Source organism: Xanthomonas arboricola pv. juglandis, assembly GCF_001013475.1.
In the GTDB taxonomy this organism is placed as follows: domain Bacteria; phylum Pseudomonadota; class Gammaproteobacteria; order Xanthomonadales; family Xanthomonadaceae; genus Xanthomonas; species Xanthomonas arboricola.
Window position 1 is genome coordinate 330,781 of record NZ_JZEF01000003.1, and the last position, 12,081, is coordinate 342,861.

Here is a 12,081-nt window from a genome sequence, read left to right on the forward strand (position 1 = left end):
GGCGCCACGCCCAGCCACCGGAATGGGGCGTTTTCGAGCGCATTGCCGCCGTCGCCGATGAACCTGTTGACGATCGCCGCAGCTGCCCTATAATGTGCGGCTCGCGTCACCGGGCGGTTAGCTCAGCGGTAGAGCATTGCCTTCACACGGCAAGGGTCACAAGTTCGAACCTTGTACCGCCCACCATCGAAATCCAGCAACAACAAGGGTTTCAACGCGAGAAGAAGAGCCGGCCATGCGCCGGCTTTTTTGTTTTCCTGAAGGCGCTCCTGCAACCGCCTTGGGCGTCTGGCTCGCTTGAAGTGATGTGGACCAGCCGATGCCGTCAAATCGCAGGTGTCGCCGCTATCCGTGCGAGTGGGATGCAGAGCCCGTTGATCCCAACGACTTGTTCAAGTCGCTGACAGGCCTGTTCATCCGGTTGTGCCTGCTTGTTGCAGGCGCGGGAACGAATCGCCATCCTGCAGTCCCCCGCGTTGAAGAAGGAGTGGCGATGAAGGCGCTGCTTGGAAGTGCTCTGGTTGCGATGGCGTTGCTGGCCGGCTGTGCACGCGATGTGGGCGAGCAGTACGTGGGCAGGTGGGTCAACACGACGTCGGATAAGAACGTGCTCAGCATCGAGCACAACGGCGAGAGCTTCATCATTCGCGATACCACGCCGGAGCGGCTCGGCGGCGGCGTCAGGACGAAGAATCATCCGGCGATCTTGAACAAGGGCGTGCTGCAGGTGTCCGGCGCCGATGGCACCGTCAACTATGCGATCGACCAGGCGACCGGGCACCTGAGTACGGGCGATACCGAGTACATGCGGGTCAAGTGATCGCTGCGCACTCGTTCAATGGGCGGGTGCTGGATAGCGGCGCTGCGTGTGATCACATCACCAATGGGGCAGCACCCCCGGCGTGTGGAACGCGGCGCATGACCTGTCGCCGCGAGCGCGCGGCTGGCGTTGTGAAGATTCGCGAAACAGGTCTGCGCGTGCAGCCCGGCCAGGCGAGGCCTGTATCTCAATCCCGCGATGCCGCTGCGTGTGCCTGCATCCAGCGCCACAACGTCGTGCGCGAGACGCCCAGTGCCTGTGCGGCGAGGGCGCGATTGCCGTTTGCGCGATCGAGCGCTGCGCGGACCGCCGCTGCGGTGAGTTGCAGGCGCGAGCTCGCAAGATCGGTGTGCCCGGGTGCTGCTGCGCCATCGCCATCGCCAATGCGCATCTCGAACAGCTCAGGTGCCCAGCGTTCCAGTTGATCCAGGTCAAGGCTGTGGCGCGGTTGTGCCTTCCAATGAATGCACAGGCGCTCGACCAGATTGCGTAATTCGCGCACGTTGCCCGGCCATGCGTGCTGTTGCAGCCGCTGCAGTGCTATCGATGACAGCGGGGAAGGCATGTTGCCGAGGTGCTGGAAGTAATGCGCCAGCAACAAGGCGATCTCGTCGGGGCGGTTGCGCAGTGGCGGCAGGGCGATGCGTAGCGCTGCCAGGCGATAGAAGAGGTCGCGGCGGAAGCATCCTTGCTCGACCAGTGCCTGCAGCGGCTGCAGGCTGGCGGCGACCACGCGCACGTCCACGGCGACCGGCAGGGTGGCGCCAACCCGCAGCACTTCGCGCTCTTCCAGCACGCGTAGCAGGCGTGTCTGCAGCGGCATCGGCAGTTCGCCGATTTCGTCGAGAAACAGCGTGCCGTCCTGCGCGGCTTCGATCAGGCCGACATGGCCGCCGCGGCGTGCGCCGGTAAAGGCGCCGTCGCTGTAGCCGAACAATTCCGCCTCCAGCAACGACTCGCTGATGGCACCGCAGTTGATGGCGACGAAGCGGCCACGCCGGCGGCTGCCGGCATGCAACTGGCGTGCGACCAGTTCCTTGCCGGTGCCGGTCTCGCCGCTGATCAGCACGGTGCCCGGATGTGGGGCGTACAGCTGCACCAGCTCGCGCACCTGCGTGATTGCAGCATCGTCGCCCAGCAATGCGTCGGTGCGCCGTACCCGTCGGGTGCCGGTGCGGCTGGCGGAGTGATCGTTGCCGGGTGCGCTCCCCAGCGCGATGGCGTGCTCGAGTGCCAGGCGGACCGAATCTGCCGAATACAGCAGTACCCCGGGCAAGCCGGCCTGCTCGGCGAAATCGATCGCCATGCCGGTGCCGACGATGACCTGGATGCCGCTGGCACGCAGGTCGGCGATGCAGTCGCGCGCGTCCTCGGCGGTGACGAAGCGACGATGTTCGATGTCCAGGTCGAAGCTGTCCTGAAACGCGCGGAATGAGGGCACGTCGGTGGCATGGGTGACCACGCCGATGCGCGGTGCGATGCGGCGTGCGCGCGCCAGCGCTTCCATCAGATCGAATCCGGTGGCCTGGATCGGCGCCAGTGGCAATGCGAGCCGGCTGCGCAGATAGGCGGCGTTGGAGCCGCCGGCGACCAGCACGTCGCAGCGCTCGCGGCGCAGGCGCTGGCCGATGACCTCCACCGCCTCGGCAAAGCCGAGGTTGACCTGCTCGATGCGCGCGCGCTGGTCGAACTCGGGGATGACGTCGGCCAGCAGGCCGGTCAGGCGAGAGACGCTGACGGTCCAGATGACGGGGCCAGAGGTCTCCGTCGGCTCGATAAATCGGGGGCTGCGCATCGGTGGCGTCGCGTTGCAGGGATGTTGCATCGTGCTTGGCGCGTTGCAGTATTGCAACATTCGGCGCTAGCTGGTCCAGTCGAATCAATGGCTTGGCGTTGGCATGCCATTTGCGCTCTATCCCGCATCCCAACTCTGGAATCGCCATGACGTCCTCATCCACCGCTTCCGCCGGCACGCGCTTCCGCGCGGCGTTGGCTGCCGAATCGCCGCTGCAGGTGATCGGCGCGATCAATGCCAACCATGCGCTGCTGGCGCAGCGTGCCGGCTACCAGGCCATCTACCTGTCTGGCGGCGGTGTGGCGGCCGGTTCGCTGGGGTTGCCGGACCTGGGCATCAATACGCTGGAAGACGTGCTGATCGACGTGCGCCGCATCACCGATGTCTGCGAGCTGCCGCTGCTGGTGGACGTAGACACCGGCTTTGGGCCGAGCGCGTTCAATATCGAGCGCACCATCAAGTCGCTGATCAAGGCGGGTGCAGCCGGCTGCCATATCGAGGACCAGGTCGGCGCCAAGCGTTGCGGACATCGGCCGGGCAAGGAGATCGTCAGCCAGGCCGAGATGGTCGACCGGGTCAAGGCGGCAGCCGATGCCAAGACCGATGCGGCGTTCTTCCTGATTGCGCGCACCGATGCGATCCAGATGGAAGGCGTGGATGCGGCGATCGAACGTGCGATCGCCTGCGTGGAAGCCGGTGCCGACGGCATCTTTGCCGAAGCCGCGTACGACCTGGACACCTACACGCGTTTTGTCGATGCAGTGGGCGTGCCGGTGCTGGCCAACATCACCGAATTTGGCAAGACACCGCTGTTCACGCGCGACCAGCTTGCGCAGGCCGGTGTGGCGATCCAGCTGTTTCCGCTGTCGGCATTCCGCGCAGCCAACAAGGCGGCCGAGGCGGTCTACACCGCGATCCGGCGCGATGGCCATCAGCAGGCCGTGCTGGACACCATGCAGACGCGCGAGGAGCTGTACGAGCGCATCGGCTACCACGGCTACGAGCAGCGCCTGGACGCGTTGTTTGCACGCAAAGGCGCATGATCGCGCCTTGCCGCGTGCAGGTTCCGCAATTTCATCCGTGACACCTCAACACGACACCGTTTGGGAGCGCATCGCATGAACGACACCGTCAATCCCGGCTTCAAGCCGAAGAAATCCGTCGCACTGTCCGGCACTGCTGCAGGCAACACCGCGCTGTGCACGGTGGGCCGCAGCGGCAACGATCTGCATTACCGCGGCTACGACATCCTGGATCTGGCCACCACCAGCGAGTTTGAGGAAATTGCCTATCTGCTGGTGCACGGCAAGCTGCCCAACAACGGCGAACTGCGCGGCTACAAGGCCAAGCTGCGTTCGCTGCGCGGCGTGCCGGCGGCAGTGAAAACCGCACTGGAGCAGCTGCCGCCGTCGGCGCATCCGATGGATGTGATGCGCACTGGCGTGTCGGTGCTGGGTTGCCTGCAGCCGGAGAAGGACGATCACAATCATCCCGGCGCGCGCGATATCGCCGACAAGCTGATGGCCTCGCTGGGATCAATGCTGCTGTACTGGTACCACTACAGCCACAACGGCAAGCGCATCGAGGTGGAAACCGACGACGACTCGATCGGCGGGCACTTCCTGCATCTGCTGCACGGGTTTGCGCCGAAGGACTCGTGGGTGCGTGCGATGCACACCAGCCTGATCCTGTACGCCGAACACGAGTTCAATGCCTCCACGTTTGCAAGCCGGGTGATCGCCGGCACCGGCAGCGACATGTACAGCGCCATCGCCGGCGGCATCGGCGCATTGCGCGGTCCCAAGCATGGCGGCGCCAACGAGGTGGCCTTCGAGGTGCAGAAGCGCTACGACACCCCGGACGAGGCCGAGGCCGACATCAAGGCGCGTGTTGAACGCAAGGAAGTGGTGATCGGCTTCGGGCACCCGGTCTACACCGTGTCCGATCCGCGCAACAAGGTGATCAAGGACGTGGCGCGCGAACTCTCTGACGAGCAGGGCAGCCGCAAGATGTACGACATCGCCGAGCGCCTGGAGACGGTGATGTGGGACATCAAGAAGATGTTCCCGAACCTGGATTGGTTCAGTGCGGTGAGCTACCACATGATGGGCGTGCCGACGGCGATGTTTACGCCGCTGTTCGTGCTGGCGCGCACTGCCGGGTGGAGCGCGCACATCATCGAGCAGCGCATGGACGGCAAGATCATTCGTCCCTCGGCCAATTACACCGGCCCGGAAGATCAGGTCTTCGTACCGCTGGATCAGCGTTCCTGAGGACGCGCCAGCGGTTGGATTAATCCGCTGATCGCCTTCGTTCAATGAAGGCGATCGAGCTCACGAAAGCGCAATGAGAGATGGCAAAAATCATCGGTGCCTGAAACCCTGATCCGATTCCCGATTCCCGATTCCCGATTCCCGATTCCCGAAATACCCCCGCCCGCTTCGATATCGCCAGCCATGAACAGCCAGTACCGCAAGCCCTTGCCGGGCACCTCGTTGGAGTATTTCGATGCACGCGCCGCCGTGGATGCGCTGCAGCCCGGCGCCTATGCAACGCTGCCGTACACCGCACGTGTGCATGCGGAGAATCTGGTGCGGCGCGCCGAACCGCAGATGCTGGAGGCCTACCTGCGCCAGTTGATCGAGCGCAAGCGCGACCTGGATTTTCCATGGTTTCCGGCGCGTGTGGTCTGTCACGACATCCTGGGGCAGACCGCGCTGGTCGATCTGGCCGGGCTACGCGACGCGATCGCCGAGCAGGGTGGCGACCCGGCGCAGGTCAACCCTGTGGTGCCGGTGCAGTTGATCGTCGATCACTCGCTTGCGGTGGAATACGCCGGTTTCGACAAGCAGGCCTTCGCCAAGAATCGCAGCGTGGAAGATCGCCGCAACGCCGACCGCTTCCACTTCATCGAATGGACCAAGCGCGCATTCGAAAACATGGAGGTGATTCCGCCGGGCAACGGGATCATGCATCAGATCAATCTGGAGAAGATGTCGCCGGTGATCTACACGCTCGATGGCGTGGCGTTCCCGGATACCTGCGTAGGCACCGACAGTCACACCCCGCATGTGGATGCGCTGGGTGTGATCGCAGTCGGGGTGGGGGGGCTGGAAGCGGAAAACGTGATGCTGGGGCGCGCGTCGTGGATGCGCCTGCCCGACATCATCGGTGTGGAACTGCTGGGCCGGCCGGCGCCCGGCATCACCGCCACCGACATCGTGCTGGCCTTGACCGAGTTCCTGCGCCAGCAACGTGTGGTCGGTGCCTATCTGGAGTTCTACGGGGCCGGCGCCAGCGCACTGACCATCGGCGACCGCGCGACCATCTCCAACATGACGCCGGAATTCGGTGCCACCGCGGCGATGTTCTATATCGACCAGCAGACGCTGGATTACCTGCGTCTGACCGGGCGCGAGGACGCACAGATCGCACTGGTGGACATCTACGCGCGCCACACCGGCCTGTGGGCGGACGACCTGGTGACTGCGCAGTACGAGCGTGTGCTGCAGTTCGACCTGTCGAGCGTGGTACGCAACATGGCCGGGCCGTCCAATCCGCACAAGCGCGTGGCCACCAGCGAGCTGTCAAACCGTGGCATCGCCGCTGCGTGGGACGACGTGCCGGGGCAGATGCCCGATGGCGCGGTGATCATCGCCGCGATCACCTCGTGCACCAATACCTCCAACCCGCGCAATGTCATTGCCGCCGGCTTGCTGGCGCGTAACGCGAACGCGCGTGGACTGACGCGCAAACCCTGGGTGAAAAGTTCGCTGGCGCCGGGCTCCAAGGCGGTGCAATTGTATCTGGAAGAAGCCGGCCTGTTGGGCGAGCTGGAACAACTCGGCTTCGGCATCGTCGCGTTTGCCTGCACCACCTGCAACGGCATGAGTGGCGCACTGGATCCGGCGATCCAGCAGGAAATCATCGACCGCGATCTGTATGCCACCGCGGTGTTGTCGGGCAACCGCAATTTCGACGGGCGCATCCATCCGTATGCGAAGCAGGCGTTCCTGGCATCGCCGCCGTTGGTGATTGCCTATGCCATCGCCGGGACGGTGCGCTTCGATATCGAAAAGGATGTGCTGGGCATCGACGCCGATGGCGTGGCGGTGACGCTCAAGGATCTGTGGCCAAGCGATGCGGAGATCGATGCGGTGGTGGCGCGCAGCGTCAAGCCGGAACACTTCCGCAGCGTCTATGACCCGATGTTCAAGCGCAGCGTGGGGCAGGGCATCCGCGTCAGTCCGTTGTACGACTGGCGGCCGACCAGTACCTACATCCGGCGCCCGCCGTATTGGGAAGGCGCGCTCGCCGGTGCACGCAGTTTGCAGGGCCTGCGCCCGTTGGCGGTGCTGGGCGACAACATCACCACCGACCATCTGTCGCCGTCGAACGCGATCCTGGCCGGCAGCGCGGCCGGCGAATATCTGGCGCAGATGGGCGTGCCGGAGGAAGACTTCAATTCCTACGCCACCCATCGCGGCGACCACCTCACCGCGCAGCGCGCTACTTTCGCCAATCCCAAGCTGGTCAACGAAATGGCGGTGGTCGATGGGCAGGTCAAGGCAGGCTCGCTGGCGCGCCTGGAACCGGAAGGGCAGGTGCTGCGCATGTGGGAGGCGATCGAAACCTACATGACGCGCAAGCAGCCGCTGATCATCATTGCCGGTGCCGATTACGGCCAGGGCTCCTCGCGTGACTGGGCCGCCAAGGGCGTGCGTCTGGCCGGGGTGGAGGTGATCGTGGCCGAAGGCTTCGAGCGGATTCACCGCACCAACCTGATCGGCATGGGTGTGTTGCCGCTGGAGTTCAAGCCGGGCACCGATCGCAAGACGCTGGGCATCGACGGTGGTGAAACCTTCGATGTGGTCGGCGAGCGCACGCCAGGCGCCACGCTGACACTGTCGATCCATCGCCGTAATGGCGAGCAGTTGCAGGTGCCGGTGACCTGTCGCTTGGATACCGCCGAAGAAGTGTCGATCTACGCGGCGGGCGGTGTGCTGCAGCGCTTTGCGCAGGATTTTCTGGAAGCCTCAGTGGCCTGACACCTCCGATGCTCAAGGACACCAGGTCGCCTGCTTGCACCCACCCAACCAGACGCGCACACTTTGGCAATCTTTGCCATCAGGAGGTCGCATGGCCACGATGAACATCTCTTTGCCCGACGAGCTCAAGCAGTTCGTCGATCAGCAAGTCCAGGAGCATGCCTACGGTTCCAGCAGCGAGTACCTGCGCGAACTGATCCGCAAGCAACGCGATGTGGAACAGCTGCGTGGGTTGCTGCTGGATGGGGTCAACTCCGGGCCGGCCGTGGCAACGGAGCCTGATTTCTTCGACAAGATGCGTGAGCGCGCGCAGGCACGCGCTGCCAGCAAGTGAAGCCGGCGCGCTGGCGCCCGTTGGCGCTGCGCGACGTCGACGAAGCCGCTGCGTGGTATGGCGAACAAGCCGGGCTCGCGCTGGAACTGGCGTTTGCCGACGCGCTGGAGTCGGCGGTCAAGATGCTGATGCAGCACCCGGGTGTCGGTTCCAGCCGACATGCGGTGCTGTTGAAGCTGCAGGACCTGCGGGTGTGGCCACTCAAGGGATTTCCCTATTTGATTTTCTACATCGAACGCGACACGGACATCGTCATCTGGCGTGTGCTGCAGATGCAGCGCGACATTCCTGCGTGGATGAGCGGCGACGCCTGAGCGGTTCGACGCGAGTTTTGCCTTAACTCTCCGGCAGCGCCGCAGTCAGTGCGTCTTCGCTGCGATCACGATCACCGAGATAGACCGAGCCCATGACCCATCTCCCCCAACTCCGCATCCCGGCCACCTACATGCGTGGCGGCACCAGCAAGGGCGTGTTCTTTCGCCTGCAGGATCTGCCCGCTGCCGCGCAGCAGCCCGGGCCTGCGCGCGATGCGTTGTTGCTGCGGGTGATCGGCAGCCCCGATCCCTACGGCAAGCAGATCGATGGCATGGGCGGGGCGACTTCCAGCACCAGCAAAAGCGTGATCGTGTCGGCCAGTACGCGCGCCGGGCATGATGTGGACTATCTGTTCGGGCAGGTGTCCATCGACAGCGCGTTCGTGGACTGGAGCGGCAACTGCGGCAACCTGTCGGCGGCGGTGGGGCCGTTTGCGATCGCCAATGGCCTGGTCGATGCCGCGCGGGTGCCGCGCGATGGCGTGGCGACGGTGCGGATCTGGCAGGCCAATATCGGCAAGACCATCGTGGCGCATGTACCGATGACCGATGGCCAGGTGCAGGAAACCGGCGACTTCGAACTGGATGGGGTGACCTTTCCTGCCGCCGAAGTGCAGCTGGAATTTCTTGATCCAGCCGACGATGCCGAAGGCGAGGGCGGTGCGATGTTCCCCACCGGCCAGCTGATCGATCAGCTGGAGATTCCCGGCCTGGGCACGATCGCCGCGACGCTGATCAATGCCGGCATCCCGACCATCTTCGTCAACGCGCGCGATCTGGGCTATACCGGCACCGAGCTGCAGGAAGCGATCAATGGCGACCCGCGTGCATTGACGATGTTCGAGACCCTGCGTGCGCACGGCGCGGTGCGGATGGGGTTGATTGCGAAGGTGGAAGATGCCGCCACGCGGCAACACACGCCGAAGGTGGCGTTCGTGGCGCCGCCGGCCGATTACACCGCCTCCAGCGGCAAACCGGTGCACGCTGCCGAGCTCGATCTGCTGGTGCGCGCGATGTCGATGGGCAAGTTGCATCACGCCATGATGGGCACCGCCGCGGTGGCAATCGGCACCGCGGCCGCGGTGCCCGGCACCCTGGTCAATCTGGCGGCGGGCGGCGCGGCGCGTTCTGCGGTGCACTTCGGGCATCCCTCCGGAACCCTGCGCGTCGGCGCCGAGGCGCAGCTGGTGGACGGCCAGTGGCAGGTGACCAAGGCACTGATGAGCCGCAGTGCGCGGGTGCTGATGGAAGGCTGGGTGCGGGTGCCGGTCGATGCCGCCGGTGGCGGCTGATCGCCCGCTGAGACCGGGCAGGCCCCAACGCACAAATTGCATGCGCGTGTTGCATTAATTCGAACGCCTTTTCGAATTCGGAAAACTTTTTCGCACGCGCTCTGCCAAATTTGTGTAAATCGTGTTAATTCTGTTGCAACGCGGCATGCAGATCAGGCCGCTCCGCCAACCGAATTCGGAGTCTTCCCATGTCCGCCAGCCGGTCGCTCAAGATCAGCGCGCTCGCCGTTGCCGTTGCTTCCCTTCTCCCGCTCCATGCCGCTGCCCAGCAGGCGCCCGGCGACGACGGTGTCGTGCGCCTGGACGCGGTCAAGGTCACGGTCGAGCGCCGCTCGGAAGATTCCAAGGACGTGCCGGTCTCGGCATCGGTGCTGCGTCCGGAGTTCCTGGATGCCATCTCCACCAGCGGCTCGGATATCCGCGTGCTCGCGGGCAAGGCGCCCAGCCTCAACATCGAATCGTCCAACGGCCGTGTGTTCCCGCGCGTGTACATCCGCGGCTACGGCAACACCGACTTCAACACCTATGCCTCGCAGCCGGTGTCGCTGATCTATGACGACGTGGTGCAGGAAAATGCATTCCTGAAGGGCTTCCCGATCTTCGATCTGGAAGGCCTGGAAGTGCTGCGCGGCCCGCAGGGCACGCTGTTCGGCCGCAACACGCCGGCCGGCGTGGTCAAGTTCAACTCGGTCAAGCCGGCCATCGGCGCCAATGACGGCTACGCCAGCCTGTCCTACGGCACCTACGGCACCATGACCCTGGAAAGCGGCCTGAGCATCGCGATGGGCGACTATTGGGCGGCGCGTCTGTCCACGCTGGGCCAGCGCCGCGACGACTGGGTGGAAAACCGCGATGGCCGCGATCTGGAAGGCTATACCGACTCGGCCGTGCGCCTGCAGCTGCTGTACCAGGCCAGCGACGATTTCAGCGCCTTGTTCAACGCCCATGCGCGTCACTTGGACGGCACCGCGCGGCTGTTCCGCGCCAACATCATCCAGCCCGGCACCAACCAGCTGGTGGACGGCTTCGACGAAGAGAAGTCCTTCATCGACGGCGCCAACAACCAGGAACTGCAGACCTACGGCGGCAGCGCCAATCTGACCTGGGACCTGGGCGACATCGCGCTGCACTCGATCACCGCCTACGAAGGCATCGGCAAGTACTACAGCCGCGGCGATATCGATGGCGGCTTCGGCGCGGTGTTCGCACCGCCGTCCGGCCCGGGCGTGATTCCGTTCCCGGTGGAAACCGCCGGCGGCATCAAGAGCCTGGACCAGTACAGCCAGGAGCTGCGTGCCGAATCGCAATACGAAGGCCCGCTCAACTGGCAGGCCGGCCTGTACTACTTCCACGACGATGTGGAAGGCGAAAACTACACCTACAACACCTTCAGCGGCGGCGATCTGGCCAGCTACCAGCTGACCCGCCAGCGCAATACCTCGTGGGCGGCATTCGGCTCGTTGAACTACGCGGCCACCGATCGCCTGAACCTGCGCGCCGGCATCCGCTACACCTACGACAAGAAGACCTTCGACGTGCTGGCGCTGGACCGCGTCACGCTGGTCGAGCCGTCCAGCGGCGAGACCGACAATTCCAAGGTCACCGGCGATCTGGCGGCCACCTTCGCCATCAACGACGACGTCAACGTGTACGCCCGTGCCGCACGCGGCTTCCGCGGCGCCAGCTTCGGCGTGCCCTCGGGCACCGCACCGCTGACCGTGGCCGAGCCGGAAACGGTGGATTCGTTCGAGATCGGCATCAAGTCCGACCTGTTCGACAACCGCGCGCGTCTGAGCTTTGACATCTACGATTTCCGCGTCAAGAACCAGCAGCTCACCGCAGTGGGCGGCGTCTCCAACGACGTGCGCCTGCTCAACGCCGACAAGACCAAGGCGCGCGGCGCCGAGTTCGACTTCGAAGCGCTGCTCACCCAGAACCTGCGCGTCACCGCCGGCGGCGCCTACAACTGGACCCGCATCGACGACCCGACCCTGTCGGTGGGCGTGTGCCGCACCTGCACCGTGACCGACCCGCTCAATGCGGCCGGCAATGCCATCATCGACGGCAACGACCTGCCGCAGGCTGCCAAGTGGATGGCCAATGCCACCCTGCGTTACGGCATCCCGATGGGCAACGACGGCGAGCTGTTCTTCTACACCGACTGGTCCTACCGCAGCGAAGTGAACTTCTTCCTGTACGACTCCAAGGAGTTCACCGGCCAGCCGCTGGTCGAGGGCGGCGCCAAGATCGGCTACAACTGGGGCGCGGGCGCGTACGAGTTGTCGGTGTTCTGCCGCAACTGCACCAACCAGATCCGCGTGACCGGTGCGATTGACTTCAACAACCTCACCGGCTTCATCAACGACCCGCGCATCGTCGGTGCGCAGTTCCGCGCCAACTTCTGATCGGCGTCGTGGTGTAGCACTATCGAACCGCCGGCCAATATGCCGGCGGTTTTTTTATGGTCGCAGGAGTGGA

9 protein-coding genes and 1 tRNA gene are annotated in these 12,081 nt (G+C 64.6%); 9 read left to right on the forward strand and 1 reads right to left on the reverse strand.

What is annotated here, in order from left to right; genetic code table 11:
• The first annotated feature begins 111 nt into the window (after positions 1-111).
• Together XARJCFBP2528_RS12300 and XARJCFBP2528_RS12305 are read left to right on the forward strand one after the other, a co-directional pair.
• A tRNA-Val gene (locus XARJCFBP2528_RS12300) sits at positions 112-186 on the forward strand.
• Between the two features lie 307 nt (positions 187-493).
• Entirely contained in the window at positions 494-820 is a 327-nt protein-coding gene (locus XARJCFBP2528_RS12305; protein WP_016903130.1) for a hypothetical protein, read from the forward strand.
• A gap of 187 nt (positions 821-1,007) precedes the next feature.
• Here the strand turns inward: XARJCFBP2528_RS12305 and prpR are convergent, their stop codons facing one another.
• The gene (prpR, locus tag XARJCFBP2528_RS12310) at positions 1,008-2,615 is read right to left on the reverse strand and encodes a propionate catabolism operon regulatory protein PrpR (RefSeq protein ID WP_016903131.1); all 1,608 of its coding nucleotides are present in this window, start codon (positions 2,613-2,615) and stop codon (positions 1,008-1,010) included.
• A 146-nt stretch (positions 2,616-2,761) separates the two neighbouring features.
• Between prpR and prpB the strand changes: the two genes are divergently transcribed.
• The 7 genes from prpB to XARJCFBP2528_RS12345 all read left to right on the forward strand — a co-directional run bounded on the left by prpB (position 2,762) and on the right by XARJCFBP2528_RS12345 (position 12,008).
• Positions 2,762-3,658 carry a methylisocitrate lyase gene (gene prpB, locus XARJCFBP2528_RS12315; protein WP_039530799.1) on the forward strand — a complete coding sequence of 299 codons (897 nt, stop codon included), beginning with the start codon at positions 2,762-2,764 and terminating at the stop codon, positions 3,656-3,658.
• 75 nt (positions 3,659-3,733) lie between these two features.
• Positions 3,734-4,888: a bifunctional 2-methylcitrate synthase/citrate synthase gene (gene prpC, locus XARJCFBP2528_RS12320; RefSeq protein WP_016903133.1), complete on the forward strand. Its 1,155-nt coding sequence runs from the start codon at positions 3,734-3,736 to the stop codon at positions 4,886-4,888.
• Positions 4,889-5,071: 183 nt separating this feature from the next.
• Positions 5,072-7,663 carry a Fe/S-dependent 2-methylisocitrate dehydratase AcnD gene (gene acnD / locus XARJCFBP2528_RS12325; RefSeq protein WP_047124743.1) on the forward strand — a complete coding sequence of 864 codons (2,592 nt, stop codon included), beginning with the start codon at positions 5,072-5,074 and terminating at the stop codon, positions 7,661-7,663.
• A 91-nt stretch (positions 7,664-7,754) separates the two neighbouring features.
• A complete protein-coding gene (locus tag XARJCFBP2528_RS12330) occupies positions 7,755-7,997 on the forward strand; it encodes a type II toxin-antitoxin system ParD family antitoxin (protein WP_016903135.1) in 243 nt (80 codons plus the stop codon).
• Positions 7,998-8,017: 20 nt separating this feature from the next.
• Complete coding sequence (locus XARJCFBP2528_RS12335) at positions 8,018-8,311, forward strand: type II toxin-antitoxin system RelE/ParE family toxin (protein WP_202397434.1); 294 nt, start codon at positions 8,018-8,020, stop codon at positions 8,309-8,311.
• Between the two features lie 92 nt (positions 8,312-8,403).
• Complete coding sequence (gene prpF, locus XARJCFBP2528_RS12340; RefSeq protein ID WP_026064468.1) at positions 8,404-9,603, forward strand: 2-methylaconitate cis-trans isomerase PrpF; 1,200 nt, start codon at positions 8,404-8,406, stop codon at positions 9,601-9,603.
• 188 nt (positions 9,604-9,791) lie between these two features.
• Positions 9,792-12,008 (forward strand): TonB-dependent receptor, encoded by a 2,217-nt coding sequence (locus XARJCFBP2528_RS12345; RefSeq protein ID WP_016903138.1) that lies wholly within the window; start codon positions 9,792-9,794, stop codon positions 12,006-12,008.
• Positions 12,009-12,081: the final 73 nt, after the last annotated feature.